The organism is Kribbella sp. NPDC059898 (genome assembly GCF_042730855.1).
Taxonomy (GTDB): domain Bacteria; phylum Actinomycetota; class Actinomycetes; order Propionibacteriales; family Kribbellaceae; genus Kribbella.
The window spans coordinates 337,882-360,300 of sequence record NZ_JBHWKR010000003.1; the positions used below are offsets into that span (position 1 = coordinate 337,882).

The following is a 22,419-nucleotide window of genomic DNA, read 5'->3' on the forward strand; positions in this document are numbered from 1 at the left end:
TGCAGCAGGCCAGCAGCGGTGGGATCCGGGAGAAGTTCCTACGACCGCTTCAATGACACCATTGAAGGATGCTTCCTGCTGACAGCCATGACGTCATCCAGGTGCGCGGCGCCCGGGAGAACAATCTCGCCGGGGTCTCGCTCGACATTCCGAAACGCCGGCTCACCGTCTTCACCGGGGTCTCCGGTTCCGGCAAGTCCTCGCTCGTCTTCGACACGGTCGCCGCCGAGTCGCAGCGGCTGATCAACGAGACCTACACCGCGTTCGTCCAGAACTTCATGCCGAGCCTCGGCCGCCCGGACGTCGACGCCCTGCGGAACCTGTCCGCCGCGATCATCGTCGACCAGGAACGGATCGGCGCGAACGCCCGCTCCACCGTCGGTACGGCGACCGACGCGCACACCATGCTCCGCGTGCTCTTCAGCCGCGCGGGCACGCCGTACGCCGGACCGCCGTCGGTGTTCAGCTTCAACCGTGCCGAGGGAATGTGCCCGCTGTGCGAAGGCCTCGGCCGGACCACGGAGTTCGACCTCGACGAGCTGGTGGACCGCGACAAGAGCCTGAACCAGGGCCCGATCAAGGCACCCGGCTACGCGATCGACAGCTGGCCTTGGCAGCTGATGGCGCGGTCGGGGCTGTTCGACCCGGATCTCCCGCTGCGGGAGTACCCGGACGAGCTCTGGCAGCAGTTCCTGTACCAGGAGCCGATGAAGATCCGGGTCGGCAAGAGCAATCTCACCTTCGAAGGGCTGATCACCAAGCTCAAACGGCAGTACCTGAGCAAGGACCCGCAGTCGATGCAGAGCCACGCCCGGGCCTTCGCCGAGCGCGCGATCCGGCAGGACACCTGCCCCGAGTGCCACGGCGTACGGCTGAACGCCGCGGCCCGGGCGGTGACCGTGGACGGCCGGACGATCGGCGAGTGCTCGGCGATGCAGATCAGCGATCTCGCCGAGTTCGTTGCCGGGGTCAAACATTCCGGGGTCGGACCGATGCTGGACGGGTTGCGGCACCTGCTGGAGTCGTTCGTGACGATCGGGCTCGGGTACCTGTCGCTGGACCGGGAGTCGTCCACGCTGTCCGGCGGCGAGGCACAACGGGTGAAGCTGGTCCGGCATCTCGGGTCGAGCCTGAGCGACGTCACCTACGTGTTCGACGAGCCGACGGTCGGGCTGCATCCGCACGACATCCAGCAGATGAACGACCTGCTGCTGCAGCTGCGGGACAAGGGCAACACGGTCCTCGTCGTCGAGCACAAACCGGAGACGATCCGGATCGCGGACCACATCGTCGACCTCGGCCCGGGCGCGGGCCTCGCGGGCGGACGGCTCTGCTATGGGGGCGATGTCGCCGGGTTGAAGACGTCGGGGACATTGACCGGGCAGTACCTCGACCACCGGGTGAGCGTGCGTGACGACGTACGGCGTCCCACCGGACAGCTCGCGATCACGAACGCGTCGCTGCACAACCTCCGGGACGTGAGCGTGGACGTCCCACTCGGCGTACTGACAGTGGTGACGGGCGTCGCGGGCTCCGGGAAGAGCTCGCTCATCCACGGCTCGCTGGCCGGACGGGACGGCGTGATCATCGCGGGGCAGGAACCCATCCGCGGGTCCAAGCGGAGCAACCCGGCGACGTACACAGGTCTGCTGGATCCGATCCGGGCCGAGTTCGCCAAGGCGAACAAGGTGAAGGCGGGACTGTTCAGCGCGAACTCGGTCGGCGCCTGCCCGACGTGCAAGGGCATCGGGCTGGTCTACACGGATCTCGCGATGATGGCCGAGGTCGCGTCCGTGTGCGAGGACTGCAACGGTGCCCGGTTCACCGCGGAGGTCCTCGAGTACCGGCTGCGCGGCAAGAACATCAGCGAGGTACTGCGGATGACGGTCGCGGAGGCCCGTGAGTTCTTCCCGAAGGGGACCGCGCGGACGATTCTGGACCGGCTCGCGACGGTCGGGCTGGAGTACATCGGGCTCGGGCAACCGCTGACGACGCTGTCGGGCGGTGAACGCCAGCGCCTGAAGCTGGCGATCAACATGGGTCGCACCGGATCGATCTACATCCTCGACGAGCCGACCACCGGGCTGCATCTCGCGGATGTCGACAAGCTGCTCGGCATGCTCGACACGCTCGTCGACCAAGGCAATACGGTGATCGTGATCGAGCATCACCAAGCGGTGATGGCCCACGCGGACTGGCTGATCGACATCGGTCCGGGCGCTGGGCACGCGGGTGGTCAGGTCGTCTTCACCGGTACGCCGGCCGATCTGGTGGAGAGCAGCCCGACCGTAACCGCGGAGCACCTCCGCAAGTATGTGTCAGAACCGCGCGAGATCGGCGAGCTCGCCGGTTAGGTCCGCTGGTTCGTAGAGGTCGGTCGAGAGGTCGGCGTGCTTCCACGCGCCGATCGCCCGGCCGGCCCGGATCACCGCCGGGCTGAGCATCCCGCCGCCGGGGAAGATCGCCTTGGGCAACTCCTGGAAGCGGTTCTGGTACCCGAGCAGGTACGCGTCGAACTCGCCGAGCATCCGGACGTCCTGGCAGCCCGGCAGGTCCTCGACGGCGTACAGGTCGGTGCCTTCGACATCGAACGTCGCGGTCGCGACGGACGTGATCGCGCCGCGGGCCTGCGGTACGGGCAGGCCCGCCCAGGTCGCGAAGTCGCGGGCGGTGGCCGGGCCGTAGGCGGTCAGGTAGCGAAGGGCGACGGCCTCGAGGTCGCCTTCCAGGACGAGGGGTTTGCCCAGCCAGTCGCTCACCGCGACCCAGGTGTCGCCGGGCCCGTAGCACAGGCGTCCGAGGAGTCCGGCGTACCGGATGAGCGCGTAGACCGCCTGGCCCTTCGGTTGCGGGATCAGGCCGGCCCGCACGAGTACGTCGGCCAGTTCGGCGCGGGTGGACGGGCCGTGCCGCAGCAGGTGTTCTTCGAGTACGTCGGCGGCCGCGGCGCGGGTGCGGTCCGGCAGGCCGAGTTCGGCGTACCGGCGTTCGGTGTCCTTGAGCAGTTTCGGGCCGAGCAGCCCGAGCAGCGGGCCGGCGTCCTCGATCGCGACGAGTTGCAGCGTGCCGCGCATGAACCAGCCGCGGACAACGGAGCGGTCGGTGACCTGCGCGTACGTGACGTCGGCGAAGGTGGTGGCGGTGGACCGGGCGCGCACGGCGTACGCCGCACCTCGCCAGGTCTGGGCCTGTAGTCCCCCCGTCCGGCGTACGACGTCGGCCACCCCTCCGGGGCCGGCCTCGCTCACCGGACGCGCGAGGCAGTTGGCCTGCATCCTGGCCGCCAGCAACCAGTCGACGGACCTCCGCGCCACCTCTGCATGACACCACGAACTCGGCGGTTCCGCATCTCCGCACACAGGAATGCCGCCCCGGAGGGCGGCATTCGAGGGGGGTGCTCAGAGCGCGGGCTGGACCAGATCGGCGTACGCCGCCTGGCCGGTCACGTTCGGGTGGTACGACTCGCTGATCGGGTTCGACAGGCCGTTGATCCACTCCGGGTTGCCGCACACCGAGTGCCCGATGAACTTCGAGGTCGGGTTCACGAACGTGAACCCGGCGGCGCTCGCGGCCGCGGAGAGCTTCGAGTTCAGCAGGTCCGCGGTCGCGTTCAGCTTGGTCATCTCGTCCCCGCTGAAGAACGTCCCGGCGTTGCAGTCGGTGCCGTTGAACAGCCGCGGGTACCCGACCACGACGACCTTCGCGGCCGACGCCCGGCTCTTGATCGACGCGTACAGGCCGTTCAGCCGGCCGGGCAGCGTGTTGTTGATGATGGACTGGGCGTTCGCGACCGCGCTGTTGCAGTCGCCCAGCCAGGAGGGCTTCGCACACTCGGTGATCACCGAGGAGAACCCGGCGTCGTTGCCGCCGACCTGCACCGACACGATGTTCGCGGCGCTGGTCACCGACGGGAGCTGGTTGGCGGTGACGTCCGCGACCTTCGCGCCGGAGCAGGCCACGAACGTCAGGTTCGCGCCGAGCCGGCCGGCGTCGAGGTACGCGTACGCCTTGGTCGAGCGCTGGCACGAGCCGCTCGAGGAGATGTAGGTCCGGGTGCCGACGCCGGACGCGTAGGAGTCACCCAGGGCGACGTAGTTCGGGGCGGCGGCGTGTGCGACGCCCGGGATCAGCAGGGCGGCGGCGCCGAGGGCCGCGGCGGACACAAGACTGGCGATGGACTTCATGGGCGGACCACCTTTGGGGGCGAAGTGTGGCGACTGAAGTACTCAACGTCACCTTCGCTGACCCGCGAGTAACACACAAGGGCCTGGTAACAAATTCACCGTGCATTCCCGGTGACGGTCACCAACTAGCCGACAGCCCCGGTGCCGAGGGCAAGGGATAACAGCCGTCGACGAGCCGGGCACCTTCGGGCAGCAGCCCGCTCTCCACGTAGATGGTGTTCGGCAGCGCCGCGAGGACGTGGATGTGCGGACCGCCCCCGTGCGACGCGTACGGCACCCCGAACCCGGCCGCCATCAGCCCGATCTCGAAACAGTCCGTCACCCCGCCGGCCCGCCGCAGATCAGGCTGTACGACGCCGGCGCCGCCGCGCGCGAGCAGGTCCCGGAACGCGGCCTGCCCGTACCGGTTCTCGCCGGTCGCGATCGGGATGTCCAGCTTCTCCGCCAGCCGCACGTGACCGTCGGTGTCCCCCGCCGCCAGCGGTTCCTCGTACCAGCGGCAGTCCAGCTCCTCGTACGCCCGCCCGCGCCGCAGCGCCTCGGCGTACCCGAAGGCCTGGTTCGCGTCGACCATCAGCGGCGCGTCCGGCCCGATGACGGCACGGACCGCCTTGATGCGGCGTACGTCCTCGGTCAACGGCCCGCCGCCGACCTTCATCTTCACGCCCCGGAAGCCCTGCTCCATCGCCCGCGCCGACACCCGCTCGAGCCCCGCGACGTCCAGCTCGAGCCAGCCCACCATCGCGTACGCCGGGATCGCCGTCCGCCGCGCCCCGAGCAACTTCCACACCGGCACCCCGAGCGACTTCCCGAGCAGATCCCACAGCGCCTGATCGATCGCCGACATCCCGTACGCCGACAACCCCGCCGACCCCTGGTAGTCCGTCAGCTCCCGCAACCGCTCGCGGATCCCCCGGATCACGGTCGGGTCCTCCCCCACGATCACCGGCGCGAACTGCTCCCGCACGATCTTCGCCAGCACCGCCGGCGACGACTCGACCCGCCCGAAGTACGTCGTACTCTCCCCGCTCACCCCCTCGTCGGTCTCGATCCGCACCCGCGTGACCCCGTCCCGGTCGAGCAACTGGATCGCATCCCGCACCGGATGCGCCTTCGGCTCGGAGGTGACGTCTACGTGGACTGCGGTGATCTTCATGGGCGCTCCGGTCCTGCGACGGACAGTGGATCGAAACCGTACGGCAGTTCGAGCCGGTTCGCGGCCATCAGGGCCGGGTCGCCGAGGAGGTCTCGGGTTGAGCCGTCGGCGATGATGCGGCCGTTGTTCATCAGGAGGCTGCGTTCGCAGAGCTGGAGGGCGTACGGGAGGTCGTGGGTGATCATCAGGAGCGTGACGTCCAGGCCGGCGAGGATGTCGGCGAGTTCGCGGCGGGCGGCCGGGTCGAGGTTGCTGGACGGCTCGTCCAGGACCAGGACCTCGGGGCGCATGGCGAGGACCGTGGCGACGGCGACCCGGCGGCGTTGGCCGAACGAGAGGTGGTGCGGCGCGACGTCGGCGTGAGCCTGCATGCCCACCTGGACGAGAGCCTCGTGGACCCGGGCGTCCAGTTCGGCGCCGCGGCGGCCGAGGTTCGCGGGGCCGAAGGCGACGTCGTCGCGGACCGTCGGCATGAACAACTGGTCGTCCGGGTCCTGGAAGACCAGCCCGACCTTGCGGCGGATCGCGGTCAGGTGGTCGCGGTGTACGGCGGTGCCGCCGATCTGGATGCGGCCGCTCCCGGTGCCGCCGGCAACCGAGCCGAGGATGCCGTTCAGGTGCAGGACCAGCGTGGTCTTGCCGGCACCGTTCGGGCCGAGGAGTGCGACCCGTTCGCCGGGCTGCACGGTGAAGTCGACGCCGTACAGCGCCTGGCGCCCGTCGGGGTAGGCGAACACGAGACGTTCGACCTGAATTGCGCTCACCAGACCACCACCCTGGCCGCGACCGCGATCGCTACGGCGAGCAGGGAGATCGCCAGTCCCTCGACCCATTGCGCACTCGACGCACCTTGGACGCTGAGCAGCGGCATCCGGCCGGTGTACCCGCGCGACCGCATCGCCAGGTGCACGCGCTCGCCGCGCTCGAAGCTGCGGACGAACAACGCGCCCACTCCCCCGGCCACCGCCTTCAGATGGCCGATCCGGCCGCCCGTGTACCCGCGGGACTCGCGGGCGACCCGCATCCGGTGCAGGTCGTCCGACACCACGCTCAGGTACCGGACCATGAATGACAGAATCGCCACGAGCGTTGCCGGGAGCCGCAGCCGTTCGAGCCCGGCGAGCAGGTCCCTCGGCGCGGTCGTCGCCGACAGCAGGATCGCCGCGACGACACCGAGCGTGCCCTTCGCCAGCACGTTCCATGCGCCGAGTACGCCGGACGCCGACAGGTGCAGGCCGAGTATGTCGATCTGCGGGCCGGTGGCAACGAATGGGAGCAGCAGCGCGAACACGATGAACGGCGTCTCCACCGAGAGCCGTCGCAGTACCACGGCCGCGGGCAGTTTCGCCGTGACCAGCGCGCCGATCAGCAACGCGGCGTACCCCCCGAAGGCCCAGAAGATCGCGGCCGGGGTGGAGACCACGGCGAGCACGAACACGAACAGCGTGACCAGCTTCACCTGCGCCGGCACGCGGTGCACCGGACTGTCCACCGCGACGAGCAGCCCGTCCCCACTCACGACGCTTTGCCGGCTCTCAGCGAGGCGAGTTTCGCGATCGCGAGACCGGCCACGATCGTCACCAGTACGCCGATGATTCCGGCTAGCGCACCGGACACCTGGGCGTTGCCGATCCCGTGGACGCCGTAGTCGGCCAGCGGGCTGCTCGCCACCGCCGAGTCCTTCGCGGTGCTGTCGAACCCGAGTTTCGCCCCGACGAACTCCAGCCCGTCCGGATGCGCGCTCGCGAACAGGCTCAGCCCGCCCGCCACCAGGAGCGTGACAGCGATGCCGACCCCCAGCGAACGACCGGCCGGCTTGACGGCGACCGGGCGGTCCGGCGACACCGTCGAACTGTTGCCGTCGGCATCGACCAGGACCAGATCCTGCTGCAGGTGCCGGGCGGCGTACACCAGGTCCGGACGGGTCGCGACCACCGCGCTCAGGACGGCCGCCGTGATGACTGCCTCGCCGATGCCGACCAGGACGTGCCAGCCGACCATCGCGGTCGCGAGGCTGCCGAGCGGGATGTCGACCGCGCCGCCGATCGCGTACAGCCCGGTGAACGCCAGCGCCGCGACCGGGACCGACACCAGCGCGCCGACTGTGGTCGCCGGTACGACGCTGCCGACGCGCCGCGGCAGAACCTTCAGCAGCGCGCGAGTCACGACGTACCCGACCAGAACCGTGATCAGGCCCATCAGCGTGATGTTCGTCCCCAGCGCCGTCAGCCCGCCGTCGGCGAACAGCAGGCCCTGCACCAGCAGGACCGTGGACATCACCAGTACGGCGGTCCACGGCCCGACCAGCGCCGCCGCCAGCGCCCCGCCGAGCAGGTGACCGCCGGTGCCGGCGCCGACCGGGAAGTTCACCATCTGTACCGCGAACACGAACGCCGCGGTCAGCCCGGCCAGCGCCGGACCGGTCTCGCGGAGCTCGCGGCTCGCCCGTTGCAGGCTGACGCCGACCGCCCCGGCCGCGATCAGGCCGGTGGCGACGGACGTTGGGGCGTCGAAGAACCCGTCAGGAACATGCACGCCGACATTGTTGATCTATTTGCGACCGATTCGCAACTAGAACTTGAGAGCTTCGCCGATCGCGCGGTGGAACGTCGGGTACGCGTAAATCATCTGTCGCAGACTGTTCACCGGGACGGCGGCGTGTACGGCGACCGCGAGCGCGCTCAGCACCTCGCCGCCGGTCGGGCCCGCACTCGTCGCGCCGACCAGTACGCCGCGGTCGGCGTCCATCACGACCTTGATGAAGCCCTCGTTGCCGGCCTTGTGGATCCAGCCGCGGGTCGACGCCGGGATCGGCGTGGAGCCGGTACGGACGTTCAGGCCGGCGTCGCGGGCCTGCTTCTCGGTCAGCCCGACCGCACCGATCTCCGGATCGGTGAACGTCACGCGCGGCATCGCGTGGTAGCTCGCGGTCGGCGCGTCCGGCTCCCGCAGGATGTCGCGGACCGCGATGTCGGCCTGGTACATGGCGTTGTGGGTGAACGCCCCGACCCCGGTGACGTCGCCGACCGCCCACACCCGGTCGCCCGCGCGGACGTGTTCGTCGACCTCGATCCGGCGCGCGGCCGGGTCCAGGCCGAGCTTGCCGATCCCCAGGTCCGCGGTCGCCACCCGGCGGCCCGTTGCCACCAGCAACTTTTCGCCGGTCGCCGTACCGCCATCCTCGAGCGTCACGGTGAACGCGCCGTCGGCGTACCCGACCTGCTTCGCGTGCGCGCCCCGGCGGAACGTCACGCCGTCGCGCTCCAGCGCCTCACGGGCCAGTACGCCGGACTCCGGCTCCTCCATCGCCAGCACCTCGGGAGCGCCCTCGATCACGGTGACCTGGACGCCGAAGCGCGCGAACACCTGCGCCAGCTCCATCCCGATCGCGCCGCCGCCGAGGATCAGCATCGACGCCGGCAGCGTCTCGACCTCGATCGCCTCACGGTTGGTCCAGTACGGCGTACCCGCGAGGCCGTCGATCGGCGGGATCGACGGGACCGTGCCGGTGGCGATCACGATCCCGCGGGACGCCTCGTACTCGGTGTCGCCGGCGCGGACCGTGTTCGGCCCGGTGATCGTCGCGATGTCCTTGATCACGGTCGCGCCCTTGCCGGCCAGGCGGTCCACGGCGACCTGGTCGTTCCAGGTGTCGGTGGCCTCCTCGCGGATCCGCTTCGCGACCGGTGCCCAGTCCGGTTGCACGGTCGCCGTACCGGCGATGCCCTCGACGCGGCGGGTCTCGGCGATCAGGTTCGCGGCCCGGATCATCATCTTGCTCGGGATGCAGCCGTAGTACGGGCACTCGCCGCCGACCAGGCGCGACTCGATCCCGACCACCCGCAGCCCGGCCTGCGCCAGCCGCCCCGCGGTCTCCTCCCCGCCCACGCCGAGCCCGACAACGACCACGTCCACCTGTTCAGCCATGCCGCCAAATCTCTCAGACCGCCCGGTCCCGACCAAGTCCCCACCCGGCGCGTCATCGCACCGTAAGCGGGCGTTCACCACCGGCCACTAGCGTTGCGTTCCCGGAGAAGTGAGGACAGAGTTGTTCGATCTCGGCAACATCGACCTGGGCACCGTCATCGCCCTCGTCTCGCTGGTCGGCACGTCGATCGTCTGGCTGCTCGACCGCTATGTCTGGCGGCGCAAACGGCTCGTGTACCGCGTCCAGGTGGATGCGCAGATCGGTGTCCATCCGCGCCAGGGCCAGGCCCACGAACTGGTCGACGTCGAGGTACGGCACCAGAACGAGGTGGTCCAGGACCCGAGCATCGTGCTGCTGCGGGTGGACAACACCGGCACCGACATCGACGCCTCGGACATGAAGAAGGAGCTCGGATTCGGCTTCCCGGGCCGCAAGATCGTCCGGATGAAGGTCGTCGAGGCGCACACCGACTCGGGCACGCTGATCGAGGAGAGCCTCGATCCGCTCACCTACGTCGACGAGGACAAGCTCGTCGTGCCCAGGTTCTCCATCAACCACGGCGACCACTTCAAGTTCCTGCTCGTGCTGTCCGGGCGTGGCAAGGGAATCACGCACTCCGGGTACCTGACCGGCGGCGGGTCGAACGGCGGCGTCTACCACGAGCCGCGGCCGCGTGGTCCGGGTCGCCGTACCCTCATCTTCGGTGCGACCACGCTGCTGCTCGTCGGCGCGCTGGTCGCGTTCTTCCTGGTCGACGTACTGCGGCCGCCGGACAACTGCGCGGCCGGGCAGATTCGCGTGATCGGGTCGACCGCGGTGGAGCCGACGATGACCGAACTGCGCAGCGCGTACGCGAGCCAGTGCTCGGGCGCGGACATCATGATCGCGGCCAACGGCAGCCGCAGCGGGGTGCTCGACCTGAAGGCGCTCGGCGCGCAGGACGCGGGCGCGGCGGGCAAGGTGATCGCGATGTCCGACGGGCCGGCCGAGGATGCGCCGACGCTCAGCGGTGAGGCGATCGCGGTCGTGGTGTTCGCGGTCGTGGTGAACCGGTCGGCCGGCGTCACCAGCCTGACCTCGGACGAGTTGCGCAAGATCTACACCGGCAAGCTCACCAACTGGAACCAGGTCGGCGGGAAGAACCTGCCGATCCGGATGGTCAGCCGGGTCGGGCCGGCGTCCGGGTCGCGGCTGGTGTTCCGGGAGAAGGTGCTCGGCGGCGACCAGGAGCTCGGCATCACGTCCGACGACTGCCGGCGCGACGACGACGCCGCGGGTGCCAAGTACCACCGCTGCGAGGTCGGTACGACGGACGAGCTGCTCACCCGGGTGAACGAGATCGACGGCGCGATCGGGTACGCCGAACTCGGCAGCGCGCGGAAGTTCCCGGACCTCGCCGCGGTCACGATCGACAACGTCGTACCGGACACCACGAAGGTCGCGGACCGGTCGTACAAGTTCTGGGAGGTCGAGCACGCGTACACGTACAAGGCGCCCGAGGCGAAGTCGCTGACGGCCGCGTTCCTGGACTACGTACGGTCGTCGCAGGCGCGGCCCGTACTGGAACGCGGCGGACTCGTGCCGTGCGGGGCGCTGCGGGCGGGGTTCTGCGGCTAATGTTCTGATGTGTATGTGATCGCGCATCTCAGTGACCCGCACCTCGACGGCGGCGAGGAGGCACGGACCCGGCTCCGGCTGATCACGTCGTACGTGCGGTCGTCGACGGTGGACGTCGTACTCGTGACGGGTGATCTGGCGGATCACGGTTTGCCGGAGGAGTACGTCGAGGTCGCCCGGGAGCTGAGCTTCGACGTACCGACGCTGGTCCTGCCGGGGAACCACGACGTCAGTACGCCGTTCCGCGCGCTGGTCACCGCTCCGGGCCACGGCCACCCCGTCCACCAGGTCCGCGAGGTCGGCGTGGCCCGCTTCGTGCTTGTCGACTCCACGGTCGAGGGTCACGACCACGGGTACCTGTCGGACGAAACTCTCGCGTGGCTCGACACCACCCTGACGCAGCCGTTCGATGGGCCGACATTTGTTGCTATGCACCACCCGCCGTTCGCCCTCCAGCACCCCGTCATGGACCAGTGGAAGCTCGAGAACCCCGACGCGCTCGCGAAGGTCCTGACCGGCAAACCGGTGACCGCGCTGCTCACGGGTCACGTCCACAACGCGATCACCGCCACCTTCGCCGGCCATCCCGTACTAGGCGCGCCCGGCATCCGCTCGACGGTCCCCCTCCCGTTCGAGCCCACCACCGGCACCCTCACCGACCCGCACGCCCACCCCGGCCTCGCCTTCCACGCCTACACGCCGGGCGAGCCGCTCCAAACCGTCTACCGCTATCCCAGGACCGCTTGATGGACTTCGTACTCCGCCCCATCGGCCACGTCGAATCACCCCTCCAGAACCGAGCCGACGCCCCGCGACAAGGCGACGAAGGCGCCCCCGACGCCTGGCTCGTCTTCGAGGAGAGTGTGCGCGAGGCGCTGGCCGACGTCCGGGTGGGAGACGAGCTGATCCTCATCACCTGGTTCGACCGAGCCGACCGCGACGTCCTCACGGTCCACCCCCGAGGCGACACCACCCGCCCACCCACCGGCGTCTTCGCCACCCGCTCCCCCGACCGCCCCAACCCCCTGGGCCTGCACCGGGTCACCGTCCTCGAAACCACCAGTCTCCGCCTCCACGTCAACCACCTGGAGGCCCTCAACGGCACCCCCATCATCGACGTAAAGCCAGTCCTCGGCGACCCCTCCGAGCGTTAGCGGACCACGCGGTAGTCGGCCAGGATGTGGCCGGCTGAGGTTTTTGTGCCGTGGATTGTCTCTAGTTTGATGGGGCCGAGGGCGTCGAGGAGTTTTTGGCCGGGGCCGACGACGGTGGGGGCGATGACGAGGTGGAGTTCGTCGACCAGGCTCGCGGCGAGGAGGGTTCTGGTGACGGAGATGCTGCCGTGGATGCCGATGTCGGCGCCGGGCTGGGACTTGAGGGTGCGGACGAAGTCGGCGAGGTCGCCCGGGATCGCGTGCGAGTTGGGCCAGGCGTCATCGAGGGGGTGCGACGTGGCGACGTACTTGGGGGCCGCGTTCACGAACGACGCGAAGGGCTCGATGTCGCTGGTCGGCCAGTAGGGGGCCCATTCGTCGTACGTGCGGCGGCCGAGGAGGACTGTGTCCTGGGTGGCGATCAGCTGCTCGCCGGCGGCGTCGGTCTCGTCGTCCCAGCCGGTGAGGAACTCGTTCGCCTTCTCGGCGACGCCGTCGAGGGACAGGAAGTACGCCGCGACGACCTTGCGTTGGTTTGTCATACCCCAGCGTCGAACGGGCCGGTGTCAGATCGACACCGACCCGCCCGGAAATTCCGGATCAGAAGTTGATCATGTGCCCTTCGAGGCCGTGGAAGGCCTCCTGCAGGGCCTCGCTCAGCGTCGGGTGGGCGTGCACGTTGCGGGCCAGTTCCTTGGTGGTCAGGTCCCACTTCTGCGCCAGCGTCAGCTCCGGCAGCAGCTCGGTGACCTCCGGGCCGATCAGGTGCGCGCCCAGCAGCTCGCCGTACTGCGCGGAGCTGATCACCTTCACGAAGCCGGTCGGGTCGCCCAGGCCGTGCGCCTTGCCGTTCGCGGTGAACGGGAACTTCGCGACCTTGACGTCGTGGCCCAGCTTGCGGGCCTCCTCCTCGGTGTACCCGAAGCTGGCGATCTGCGGCTGGCAGAACGTCGCCCGCGGGATCATCGCGTAGTCGAGCTCCATCGTCTCGTGCCCGGCGATCGTCTCGGCGGCGATCACGCCCATCGCCTCGGCCGCGTGCGCGAGCATCAGCTTCGCGGTCACGTCGCCGATCGCGAAGATGTTCGGCACATTGGTCCGGCAGAGGCCGTCGACGTTGATCGCGCCACGCTCGGTCAGCGCGACGCCGATCTTGTCCAGCCCGTACCCGTCGACGCGCGGCTGGAAGCCGATCGCCTGCAGGACCTTGTCGGCCTCGATCGTCTTCTGTACGCCGTCCTTGCCGGTCACGGTGACCTTCACCGCGGCGCCGGAGTCGTCGATCGAGTCGACCCGGGTGGACGTGAGCACGTCGACGCCGAGCTTCTTGTACGCCTTCGCGAGCTCCTTGGAGACCTCCGGGTCCTCCAGCGGCACCATCCGGTCCAGGAACTCGACGATCGTCACCTTGACGCCGTAGTTCGCCAGCACGTACGCGAACTCGACGCCGATCGCACCGGCGCCGGCGATCACGATCGAGCCCGGCAGCTCCTCGGTGAGGATCTGCTCCTCGTACGTCACGACGCGCTCGCTCAGCTGGGTGCCCGGCAGCAGCTTGGTGGTCGCGCCGGTCGCCACGATGCAGGAGCCGAACGTGACGGTCTCCGAGGACCCGTCGTTCAGCGTCACGTCGAGCGTGTTCGCGTCGGTGAACGAGCCCCAGCCGTCGAACTCGGTGATGTTGTTCTTCTTCATCAGGAAGTGGACGCCCTTGACCCGGCCGTCGGCGACCTTCCGGCTGCGCTGCACCGCGGTCGGGAAGTCGAAGCTCACCTCACCGGAGATGCCGAAGGTCTTCGCCTCCGTCCGGAAGATGTGCGACAGCTCGGCGTTCCGCAGCAGCGCCTTGGAGGGGATGCAGCCCACGTTCAGGCAGACACCGCCCCAGTACTTCTTCTCGATGATGGCGGTCTTGAGTCCGAGCTGGGCGGCGCGGATCGCCGCGACGTACCCACCGGGACCGGCGCCGAGGACAACAACGTCAAAGTGCGAGGCCATGGGGTGAATGCTAGCCGGGGTTCCGTAAGGACCGTACGACGCCTACGCTTGTCGCGCGCGTGAGGCGAGCAACATGGGGGACAGATGGATCTGGGGAAGCGCCGAGGGCTGCGTTTCGTGGCGATCGGCACCTTACTGGCGGCCGTGGCACTACCGGCGTACGCCGATGACCCCACGCCCACCACCTCCGAGCCGCCGCCCGCGTCCGTCACCGACGTGAACCGCTCGCTCGAGCAGCTCCAGGCCGAGGCCGCCGCCGTCCAGGCGGACTTCGCCAAGGCCACGATCGCCTACACGAAGGCCCTCAAGGACGCCCAGGCCGCCGAGTCCGCCGCGAAGAAGGCCGAAGCCACGGCGAGTACGTCGAAGGGCCGCTCGGACGAGGAACGCCGCAAGCTCGGGCTGCTCACCGCGCAGGCGTACCAGATGGGTATCCCGACCGTGATGGGCACCGAGTCGATGCTCTGGTCGCTCGCCCCGGTCGCCGAGAACCTGCAGGAGATCGCCGACCGGCAGACCGCGATCGTCCAGCTCGGCAGCACCCAGGTCGCGCAGTACAACGCCGCGATGGCCGCCGAGTCGGAGTCGAACCGGCTGAAGGCGGACGCGACCACCAAGCGCACCGCCGCGAACGAGGCCGCCGCGAAGGCGCAGGAGCTGAGCAAGCAGGTCCAGCAGAAGGCCGCCGACGCCTCCGCCGCGATGGCCGACCAGACGGCCGACCTGGACGTGGCGTCCGGGATCTCGCAGCAGCTCCAGACGGTCCGCGACGCACAGGCGCTCGCCACCTGGAAGGCGTACCTCGCCGAGCTCACCGCGGCGAAGATCACTCTCCCGGCCGCCGCCCTGCTCAAGAACCCGGCCAAGCTCCCCGCCGGCCTCGCACCCCTCACCCGCCGCGGCGGCGCTGTCCCCGGCGTCGCGTCTGTCAGCACCACCGGCCGCACAGTGCGCGTCCTGTCCGCGGAAACGATCCGCGCGGTCGACCAGGCCTTCAGCCTCGTCGGCAAGCCGTACGGCGTCGCCGCGACCGGCCCGGACAAGTACGGCTGCCTCGGCGCCGCGCGTGTCGCGTGGGAGCCGTACACCACCCTCCCGAACCTGGTCGGCAAGGTGTACCCGGACTACCAGGCCGTCCCGGCCGCGCAGATCCAGCCCGGCGATCTGCTCGTGATGGGCAGCAGGTCCCTCGGCCTCGTGCACATCGGCGTCGCGCTCGACAACGGCGAGATGATCGCCGCCGACGAGTCCAAGGGCGCGGTCGTCGTCACCGGCGTCCCCGACAACCTGTACGCCGCCCTGCGCCCGACCCTGGGCGCGCCGGCCAAGCCTCAGGTCGCGCCCGCCGCCACGAGCGACGCGTACGCGTTCCGCTGCGGCAACACGGCCACGTCGTACGACGTCGGCTCCGGCTCGTGGACCTGGCCGCTGCCCGACGGGACGTACGAGATCGGCACCCCCTTCGGCCAGTCGGGCTCGGAGTGGTCGAGTGGATCTCACACCGGCCAGGACTTCCCGGCCGCCATCGGTACGCCGGTGCGCGCCGTCACGTCCGGCATCGTCCGGGTCGAGCACCCGGCCTGGGCCGGCAACCTGGTGCGGATCGACCACGGCAACGGCCTCGAGACCCTGTACGCGCACCTGAGCCGGGTCGACGTCACGGACGGCCAGCAGGTGACCGCCGGGCAGCAGATCGGGGCGGTCGGCGACAAGGGGAACACGACCGGCCCGCACCTGCACTTCGAGGTCCGGCTCGGCGGCGACCCGGTGAACCCGATGCCGTTCCTGGCGACCGGCTCCGCGAGTACCGGCTGGGGCGGTTACAGCAACGGCATGATCCCGGCGAGCAAGCTCTGCGCGATCGGGTCCGGCCATATGCTCCGCTGCGACGCGGCCACGGCGTACCAGAAACTTGCCGCGGCCTACCGCGCACAGTTCGGCAAGACCCTGTGCATCACCGACTCGTACCGCTCGTACGCGTCCCAGGTCAGCCTCTACCAGCGGAAGCCGTCGCTGGCCGCCCTCCCCGGTACGTCGAACCACGGCTGGGGCGTCGCGGTCGACCTGTGCGGCGGGATCGACAAGTACAACACCCCGCAGTACCTGTGGATGAAGGCGAACGCCCCGGCGTACGGCTGGCTGCACCCGGCCTGGGCCGAGCCGGGCCGCAACCGGGAAGAGCCCTGGCACTGGGAGTTTGGCCAACCATCCACGACGTAGGCTGACCGCGTGGCCGAGCAAGAAAGTCCCGACCGCACCGACGACAACATCACGCTGGACGCTGCGGACGACCGGTGGGAGTGGCGGCGCCGGATCCGGGAGAACCCGAAGAAGCTGCTGTTCTACCGCATCGGCGTCGGCGTGCTCGGCGGGCTGCTGCTCATCGCCGCCCCGCTGACCGGCTGGCTGCCGGGACCGGGCGGGATCCCCTTGTTCATCGCGGGTCTCGCCGTACTGGCCAGCGAGTTCGAGTGGGCGCAGCGGCTGCTGTACCGGGTCAAGGACTGGGTGAAGTCGCTCACGACCTGGACCGGCAAGCAGCCGGGCTGGCTGAAGGGCCTCGGAACGGTCGCCCTCTCCGGCTGCGTGGTCGTCGGCGTCTGGCTCTACCTGGCCGTGCTGGGTGTACCGGGCTGGCTGCCCGACTCGTGGGAGTCATTCCTGTACAAAGTTCCCCTCCTTGACTGAGTACGCCGGCACCTCGATCAGCTCGCTCATGTTCTGCGCCATCTTCAGCATCTGGTTCATGAAGAACGGCTTGTCCAGCATCCAGTTCCGGCTGGCGATCCCGAACCGGGTGGCCGGCGCCAGGAACGATCCGGCCCGGCTGCCGTCCTGGGTCGTCGACACCGCCTTCCGCAGCGCCGCCTCGTACCGGTCGAACGCGGTCCGGAAGTTGCCCCGGGCCAGCTCCCCCGCCAGTACGTAGGCGCCGACCACGGCCGTGCCGGTGCCGAGCGCACCGAACGTCGCGCCGTACCCGGCGTCGCCGAGCAGCACGATCCGCTCGGTCGACCAGCGGTCCACCCGGACCCGGCTGATCGAGTCGAAGTACAGCTCGGTTGCCGATGGCAACCCCTTGAGCAGTTCCGGCACGTGCCAGCCGAGCCCTTCGAACTGCTCGCGGATGATCGCCTTCTGCTGGTCGAGGTCGCGCCGGTTGTACTCCAGCACCGGCGACTTGAACAGGAACAGCGTCCCCGCCAGCCCCGGGTCGCGGCGGTCCACGCCGACGCTGGCGAGCTTGCCCGGCACGTTGTACATCAGCGAGTCGCCGGTGATCCCGAGCGTGTTCGGCACCTCCCAGCCGGCCACGTAGTAGTTCAGGTGCCGCTCGACCACCTGCTCCTTGCGCCACGCCAGCCGGCGGACGACCGAGTGCATCCCGTCCGCACCGATGACCAGGTCGTACGTCTCCTCGATCCCGCTCTCGAACCGTACGTCGACCCCGTCAGCGTGCTCGTCCAGCGCCGCGATCGAGTCCCCGAAGCGGTACGTCGCGTTCGCCCGGCTGTGCTCGCACAGCACCCGCGACAGGTCGGCGCGCAGTACCTCCAGCTCGCCGCCCGCGAACTCCGCCGGCAGTCGCATCAGCTTCCGCCCCGACTCGTCCACGAACCGCATCGCGTTGCCGCCGGTCTGCAGCGAGCGCAGCTCCTCCAGCACGCCCATCCGCTCCAGGACGGTGGTGAACACCTCGCCGCGGAAGTCCACGGCGTACCCGCCCTTGCGCAGCGCCGGCGCGATCTCGACCACCGTCACGTCGTGCCCCGCACGCCCCAGCCAGAGCGCCACCGACGGGCCCGCCACGCTCGCACCCGACACCAGAACCTTCATGATCGTCTCCCTCAGCAGTAACTGTGTCTGCCGGACACAGTAATGTGTATGGTAGACACAGTTCAAGTCCATTCGGGAGGGAAACCTGATGACCGAGCTGCTCTGGGGCCGGGAACCGGTCCGCACCCGCGGCCCGAAACCGGCGATCACGCTGGCGGAGATCGCCGCCGCCGGGGTCGCGATCGCGGACGCCGAGGGCCTCGACGCGGTCTCCATGCAGCGGGTCGCGGACGACCTGCCGGTGACCAAGATGGCGCTGTACCGGCACGTCCCCGGCAAGACCGAGCTGGTCGCGGTGATGAGCGACCTGGCGATGGGCAGCCCGCCGGAACGCCCGGACGGACCTTGGCGCTCGGTGCTGCATGGCTGGGCGAACGACCTGTACGACGGGTTCATGCGGCACCCGTGGTTGCTCCAGTCCACGATCGGACGCCGGCCGCTCGGCCCGAACGAGCTGTCCTGGATGGAGCGCGGCCTGGCCGGACTTGCCGGCACCGGGCTCACCGGCGGCGAGCAGCTGGACGCGATCCTGGTGATCACCAGCCACGTCCGGAACATCGCGCAGCAGTCCTCGACGTTCCCCGGTCACACCACCGGCCTCACCGAGGAGGACATGACCCGGTCGCTGGCCGAGATCCTCAGCACCGAGGCGGCCCGCTTCCCGCACCTCGTGGCCGCGATGAGTACGGCGGCCGGCAGCGAGAACCAGGGCCTGGAGTTCGGGCTACAGCGGATCCTGGACGGCCTGGACCTTCTGATCAGGAGCCGGGTAGCCGTGCCGGACCGCATTGAAACGTTGCCGGTAGACCGACGCGGGTAGCCCGTAGTGCGACTTGAACCGGCGGGCGAAGTAGTTCTGGTCGGGCCAGCCGACCGACTCGCCGATCCGGTGGATCGGCAGATCCGTCTGCAGCAGCCGATCGGCCGCCAGCTCGACCCGGTGCCGGGACAGGTACGCCATCGGCGGCACCCCGGTGACCGACTTGAACAGCCGGACCAGGTACCCCGGCGCGAGGTGCAGCTCGCCGGCCAGATCGGTCAGCGTCCAGTGCCGTGCCGGGTCCGCCTCCATCATCCGCATCGCGTCGACGACCGCGGGATGGGTGTACTCACGCCGTTCGTCACGGTCGGCGACCGTCCGCGCGATGCAGCTCAGGTAGAGCGCGAGCCAGCCGATCACCTCACCGCGATGCCGGCTGAGCGGTTGGTCGCGCAGGTCGCGGAGCCCGTCGAGGTGCCCGAGCGCCTCCAGCATCGCCGGTGGATCGAGGTGCGTCGACAGCATTCCGCGGCGCTCGGCGGAGAACGGTCCGGTCCACAACAGGTAGCCCAGCAGCGGGTCCTCGCGCGCCCACGCGAGCTCACGACGTACCAGGTCGGCCGAGAAGCAGCAGTTGTAGACCTCCAGCGACCGGCAGTCGACGTACTCGTGCCACACCCCCGGTCGCAGCAGGATCGCGTCACCGCGGCGTAGCCGGCGACGGCCGGCCAGGCTGTGGTGGACGCCCTCGCCGCCGACGACGAGCAGCAGTTCGAAGAAGCTGTGCGTGTGCAGCGGATGGCTGTCCTCGTGCACGTGCGTGCCGGCGTGCACGACCGTGCCCTCGACGAAGTGCAGCACGGTCCCTCGGGTTGTCACCGGCTCGTCGGACATGCCTCAAGATACGAGGCGAGGTGCACATCGTGCTAGGGCGAGTGCACATCGGGCTAGTGGCGGCCGGGCGCCGGTCGCAGGATCGGTACATCCAGTGAATCGTTTCATTCCGGATGGAGCCACATGTCGCATCTCGCCGCACCTACTGCTCTCCGCTTCGAGCACCTCGCCGCTCCCGTGGTCGGGACCGGTACTCCGAGCCCGCGGATCTCCTGGCAGGTCCCGGCCGCGGACGCCGGCTACGCACAGTCGGCGTACGAGGTCGAGATCACCCGCGACACCACTCAGGTCTTCACCGTCCAGTCCCCCGACCAGGTCCTGGTGCCCTGGCCGGCCGACCCGCTGCGGTCCCGCTCGTCGGCGCAGGTCCGGGTCCGGGTCCGCGGCGGGGACGACTGGAGCGAGTGGAGCGAGCCCGCGTACGTCGAGGCCGGCCTGCTCGCGCCGGACGACTGGACTGCGCGGTTCGTCAGCCCGCACGAGAACCCGCACGGCTCCCCCGCGCCGCTGGTCGCCGGTACGGCGGACCTCCCGGACGGCATCGTCAAGGCCCGGCTGTACGCGACGGCGTACGGCGTTTACCTCCCGTCGCTCAACGGGCAGCGCGTCGGCAGCGAGGAGCTCGCGCCCGGGTGGACGGCGTACCAGTATCGGCTGCGGTACCAGACGTACGACGTGACCGAGCTTGTCCGGCCTGGTGAGAACACGCTCGACTTCCTCCTCGGCAACGCCTGGTACCGCGGCCGGATCGGCTTCCAGGACCAGAAGCAGCTGTACGGCGAGCGTCTCGCCGTACTCGCGCAGCTCGAGGTCACCACCGCGGACGGCCGGCTGCAGACGTTCGGCAGCGACGGCACGTGGACGTCCCGGGAGAGCAACGTGCTCGCCGACGACCTGTACGACGGCCAGACCACCGACCTGCGCAAGCAGTTCGGCGAGCCCGCGCCGGTCGACGTACTCGACGCCGATCTCACGCTCCTCGTGGCCCCGGACGGCCCGCCCGTGCGGATCACCGACGTACTGCCCGCGGTCGAGATCAGCACCTCGCCGTCCGGCAAGACGCTCGTCGACTTCGGGCAGAACCTGGTCGGCCGGGTCCGGCTGAAGGTCCGCGGCGGAGCGGCCGGCGACGAGGTCGTCCTGCGGCACGCGGAGGTCCTGGAGAACGGCGAACTCGGCGTCCGCCCGCTCCGCACCGCGAAGGCCACCGACACCTACGTCCTGGCCGGACCCGACGAGGTCACGCTCGACTCGCCGCTCACCTTCCACGGCTTCCGGTACGCCGAGGTGACGGGCGTCGACGGCCTGCGGAAGGAAGACCTCGAGGGCATCGTGATCGGCAGCGACCTGCGCCGCACCGGCTGGTTCGACTCGTCGAACGAGCTGCTGAACCAGTTCCACCAGAACGTGGTCTGGGGGATGCGCGGCAACTTCGTCGACGTACCGACCGACTGCCCGCAGCGCGACGAGCGGCTCGGCTGGACCGGCGACATCCAGGTCTTCTCCCCCAGCGCGAGCTTCCTGTTCGACACCGGCGGCTTCCTCACGAACTGGCTCGCCGACCTCGCGGCCGAGCAGCAGAAGGACGGATCTGTCCCGTTCGTCGTCCCGGACGTGCTCCGGAACGAGGGACCGGCGACCGCGGCATGGGGTGACGCGGCAACGATCGTGCCGTGGGTGCTGTACGAGCGCACCGGTGACGCCGGACTGCTCGCGCGGCAACTGCCGAGCATGCGCGCGTGGGTGGACAAGGTGGCCGGCCTGGCCGGCAGCGACCTGCTCTGGTCCGGCGGCTTCCAGTTCGGCGACTGGCTCGATCCGACCGCGCCGCCGGAGGACGCCGCACGCGCGAAGGCCGACCCCGACGTACTGGCGACGGCACATCTGGCGCGCTCGGCCGAGGTGGTCGCCAAGGCGGCGGCTGTTGTCGGGCAGGACGATCTGTCGCGTGAGTACGCCGACCTGGCGGCGCGGGTGCGGCAGGCGTTCGCGGCCGAGTACGCCACCGAGGGCGGCCGGGTATTGAGCGACTCGGCAACGAACTACGCGCTCGCCCTGCAGTGGGCGTTGCTGCCGACCGAGAACCAGCGGCAGCGTGCCGGTGCGCGGCTGGCGGACTTGGTCCGGACCTCGGGCTTCCGGATCAGTACCGGATTCGTCGGAACGCCCTTGATTGCGGACGCTCTGGCCGATTCCGGTCATCCTGACCTGGCCTACCGCCTCCTGCTACAGACAAGCTGCCCTTCTTGGCTGTACGCAGTGACGATGGGCGCGACGACGGTCTGGGAGCGGTGGGACAGCATGCTGCCCGACGGCAGCATCAACCCCGGCGAGATGACGTCGTTCAACCACTACGCGCTCGGCGCCGTCGCCGACTGGATGCACCGGCGGGTCGCCGGCCTCGCGGCCGCGGAGCCGGGCTACCGGAGCATCGACGTACGGCCGTTGTTCACCGACCAGCTCACGAAGGCCTCCGCCAGGCACCTCACGCCGTACGGCGAGGCGTCGGTCGGCTGGTCTCGCGGCGACGGCCGCGTCACCGTCACCGTGACGGTCCCGGTCGGATCCCGCGCCACGGTCGACCTGCCCGGTCAGGAGGTCGTCGAGGTCGCGCACGGTACCCACGAGTGGACCGTGGACGACCCGTACGCCACGGCGCCCGCACTGCCGGCCGAGCCGACCGTCCGTCAGATTGTCGACAATCTACCGGCCTGGAACGCGATCACGGCCGCCGCGGTCGAGAGCGGGTACGCCGCCGACGACGCGGCACTCGCCGCCCGCCTGCTGCCCTACCTCGACCAGCCCGCCGGCGATCTCGCGACCGCCGCCGGCCCCGACGACGTGAAGACCGCGCTCGGTGCGGTCCTGCACCACTGATCCAGCACTCCCCG

At 69.8% G+C, this 22,419-nt stretch carries 19 protein-coding genes; 8 read left to right on the forward strand and 11 right to left on the reverse strand.

The features are described from left to right. The first annotated feature begins 68 nt into the window (after positions 1-68). A complete protein-coding gene (locus tag ACFV9C_RS11815) occupies positions 69-2,354 on the forward strand; it encodes an ATP-binding cassette domain-containing protein (protein ID WP_380192861.1) in 2,286 nt (761 codons plus the stop codon). Here the strand turns inward: ACFV9C_RS11815 and ACFV9C_RS11820 are convergent. From ACFV9C_RS11820 to ACFV9C_RS11850, 7 genes are all read right to left on the reverse strand, one after another. Further along, positions 2,319-3,314 (reverse strand): winged helix DNA-binding domain-containing protein, encoded by a 996-nt coding sequence (locus ACFV9C_RS11820; RefSeq protein ID WP_380192863.1) that lies wholly within the window; start codon positions 3,312-3,314, stop codon positions 2,319-2,321. The two genes, ACFV9C_RS11815 and ACFV9C_RS11820, sit on opposite strands and share 36 nt — an antisense overlap. Before the next feature lie 84 nt (positions 3,315-3,398). Next, positions 3,399-4,184 carry an SGNH/GDSL hydrolase family protein gene (locus tag ACFV9C_RS11825; RefSeq protein WP_380192865.1) on the reverse strand — a complete coding sequence of 262 codons (786 nt, stop codon included), beginning with the start codon at positions 4,182-4,184 and terminating at the stop codon, positions 3,399-3,401. 118 nt (positions 4,185-4,302) lie between these two features. Next, positions 4,303-5,340: a mandelate racemase/muconate lactonizing enzyme family protein gene (locus ACFV9C_RS11830; protein ID WP_380192866.1), complete on the reverse strand. Its 1,038-nt coding sequence runs from the start codon at positions 5,338-5,340 to the stop codon at positions 4,303-4,305. After that, positions 5,337-6,104, reverse strand: coding sequence for an energy-coupling factor ABC transporter ATP-binding protein (locus ACFV9C_RS11835; protein WP_380192868.1), 768 nt, complete (start codon positions 6,102-6,104; stop codon positions 5,337-5,339). Before ACFV9C_RS11835 ends, ACFV9C_RS11830 begins: the two co-directional genes overlap by 4 nt. Further along, complete coding sequence (gene cbiQ / locus ACFV9C_RS11840) at positions 6,101-6,859, reverse strand: cobalt ECF transporter T component CbiQ (RefSeq protein ID WP_380192870.1); 759 nt, start codon at positions 6,857-6,859, stop codon at positions 6,101-6,103. The genes ACFV9C_RS11835 and cbiQ overlap by 4 nt, the downstream gene beginning before the upstream one ends. Continuing rightward, a complete protein-coding gene (locus ACFV9C_RS11845) occupies positions 6,856-7,875 on the reverse strand; it encodes an energy-coupling factor ABC transporter permease (RefSeq protein ID WP_380192871.1) in 1,020 nt (339 codons plus the stop codon). The genes cbiQ and ACFV9C_RS11845 overlap by 4 nt, the downstream gene beginning before the upstream one ends. Before the next feature lie 36 nt (positions 7,876-7,911). After that, the gene (locus ACFV9C_RS11850; RefSeq protein WP_380192873.1) at positions 7,912-9,267 is read right to left on the reverse strand and encodes a dihydrolipoyl dehydrogenase family protein; all 1,356 of its coding nucleotides are present in this window, start codon (positions 9,265-9,267) and stop codon (positions 7,912-7,914) included. A 109-nt stretch (positions 9,268-9,376) separates the two neighbouring features. On the opposite strand from ACFV9C_RS11850, the gene ACFV9C_RS11855 reads away from it, so the two are divergent. Genes ACFV9C_RS11855 through tsaA form a run of 3 tightly spaced genes read left to right on the forward strand, consistent with a single transcriptional unit; the run spans position 9,377 to position 12,039 of the window. Next, positions 9,377-10,885 carry a PstS family phosphate ABC transporter substrate-binding protein gene (locus ACFV9C_RS11855; RefSeq protein ID WP_380192875.1) on the forward strand — a complete coding sequence of 503 codons (1,509 nt, stop codon included), beginning with the start codon at positions 9,377-9,379 and terminating at the stop codon, positions 10,883-10,885. A 15-nt stretch (positions 10,886-10,900) separates the two neighbouring features. Continuing rightward, entirely contained in the window at positions 10,901-11,632 is a 732-nt protein-coding gene (locus tag ACFV9C_RS11860; RefSeq protein WP_380192876.1) for a metallophosphoesterase, read from the forward strand. Further along, positions 11,632-12,039 (forward strand): tRNA (N6-threonylcarbamoyladenosine(37)-N6)-methyltransferase TrmO, encoded by a 408-nt coding sequence (gene tsaA / locus ACFV9C_RS11865; RefSeq protein ID WP_380192878.1) that lies wholly within the window; start codon positions 11,632-11,634, stop codon positions 12,037-12,039. Before ACFV9C_RS11860 ends, tsaA begins: the two co-directional genes overlap by 1 nt. Here the strand turns inward: tsaA and ACFV9C_RS11870 are convergent. Then, on the reverse strand, positions 12,036-12,581 hold the full coding sequence (locus tag ACFV9C_RS11870; RefSeq protein ID WP_380192880.1) for a dihydrofolate reductase family protein: 546 nt from the start codon (positions 12,579-12,581) through the stop codon (positions 12,036-12,038). The genes tsaA and ACFV9C_RS11870 overlap by 4 nt on opposite strands. Before the next feature lie 58 nt (positions 12,582-12,639). Then, a complete protein-coding gene (gene lpdA, locus ACFV9C_RS11875; RefSeq protein ID WP_380192882.1) occupies positions 12,640-14,037 on the reverse strand; it encodes a dihydrolipoyl dehydrogenase in 1,398 nt (465 codons plus the stop codon). 84 nt (positions 14,038-14,121) lie between these two features. Here lpdA and ACFV9C_RS11880 point away from each other — a divergent pair, with 84 nt between their 5' ends. Next, positions 14,122-16,257 (forward strand): peptidoglycan DD-metalloendopeptidase family protein, encoded by a 2,136-nt coding sequence (locus tag ACFV9C_RS11880; RefSeq protein ID WP_380192884.1) that lies wholly within the window; start codon positions 14,122-14,124, stop codon positions 16,255-16,257. Positions 16,258-16,266: 9 nt separating this feature from the next. After that, positions 16,267-16,725 (forward strand): PGPGW domain-containing protein, encoded by a 459-nt coding sequence (locus ACFV9C_RS11885; protein WP_380192886.1) that lies wholly within the window; start codon positions 16,267-16,269, stop codon positions 16,723-16,725. Here the strand turns inward: ACFV9C_RS11885 and ACFV9C_RS11890 are convergent. Beyond that, positions 16,693-17,874, reverse strand: a complete 1,182-nt coding sequence (locus tag ACFV9C_RS11890; protein ID WP_380192887.1) for an FAD-dependent monooxygenase — start codon at positions 17,872-17,874, stop codon at positions 16,693-16,695. The genes ACFV9C_RS11885 and ACFV9C_RS11890 overlap by 33 nt on opposite strands. Before the next feature lie 88 nt (positions 17,875-17,962). On the opposite strand from ACFV9C_RS11890, the gene ACFV9C_RS11895 reads away from it, so the two are divergent. After that, entirely contained in the window at positions 17,963-18,694 is a 732-nt protein-coding gene (locus ACFV9C_RS11895; RefSeq protein ID WP_380192889.1) for a TetR/AcrR family transcriptional regulator, read from the forward strand. On the opposite strand, the gene ACFV9C_RS11900 is transcribed toward ACFV9C_RS11895, so the two are convergent. After that, positions 18,599-19,528 carry an AraC family transcriptional regulator gene (locus ACFV9C_RS11900; protein ID WP_380192891.1) on the reverse strand — a complete coding sequence of 310 codons (930 nt, stop codon included), beginning with the start codon at positions 19,526-19,528 and terminating at the stop codon, positions 18,599-18,601. The two genes, ACFV9C_RS11895 and ACFV9C_RS11900, sit on opposite strands and share 96 nt — an antisense overlap. 123 nt (positions 19,529-19,651) lie before the next feature. Between ACFV9C_RS11900 and ACFV9C_RS11905 the strand changes: the two genes are divergently transcribed. Continuing rightward, a complete protein-coding gene (locus ACFV9C_RS11905) occupies positions 19,652-22,405 on the forward strand; it encodes a family 78 glycoside hydrolase catalytic domain (RefSeq protein WP_380192892.1) in 2,754 nt (917 codons plus the stop codon). The last annotated feature ends 14 nt before the right edge of the window (positions 22,406-22,419 follow it).

Coding starts and splice junctions, on each gene's coding strand:
- ACFV9C_RS11870 (WP_380192880.1), bottom strand. CDS start 12,581: ATGACAAACCAACGCAAGGTCGTCGCGGCGTACTTCCTGTCCCTCGAC.
- ACFV9C_RS11880 (WP_380192884.1), top strand. CDS start 14,122: ATGGATCTGGGGAAGCGCCGAGGGCTGCGTTTCGTGGCGATCGGCACC.
- lpdA (WP_380192882.1), bottom strand. CDS start 14,037: ATGGCCTCGCACTTTGACGTTGTTGTCCTCGGCGCCGGTCCCGGTGGG.
- ACFV9C_RS11825 (WP_380192865.1), bottom strand. CDS start 4,184: ATGAAGTCCATCGCCAGTCTTGTGTCCGCCGCGGCCCTCGGCGCCGCC.
- ACFV9C_RS11895 (WP_380192889.1), top strand. CDS start 17,963: ATGACCGAGCTGCTCTGGGGCCGGGAACCGGTCCGCACCCGCGGCCCG.
- ACFV9C_RS11815 (WP_380192861.1), top strand. CDS start 69: ATGCTTCCTGCTGACAGCCATGACGTCATCCAGGTGCGCGGCGCCCGG.
- ACFV9C_RS11890 (WP_380192887.1), bottom strand. CDS start 17,874: ATGAAGGTTCTGGTGTCGGGTGCGAGCGTGGCGGGCCCGTCGGTGGCG.
- ACFV9C_RS11900 (WP_380192891.1), bottom strand. CDS start 19,528: ATGTCCGACGAGCCGGTGACAACCCGAGGGACCGTGCTGCACTTCGTC.
- ACFV9C_RS11905 (WP_380192892.1), top strand. CDS start 19,652: ATGTCGCATCTCGCCGCACCTACTGCTCTCCGCTTCGAGCACCTCGCC.
- ACFV9C_RS11830 (WP_380192866.1), bottom strand. CDS start 5,340: ATGAAGATCACCGCAGTCCACGTAGACGTCACCTCCGAGCCGAAGGCG.
- ACFV9C_RS11850 (WP_380192873.1), bottom strand. CDS start 9,267: ATGGCTGAACAGGTGGACGTGGTCGTTGTCGGGCTCGGCGTGGGCGGG.
- tsaA (WP_380192878.1), top strand. CDS start 11,632: ATGGACTTCGTACTCCGCCCCATCGGCCACGTCGAATCACCCCTCCAG.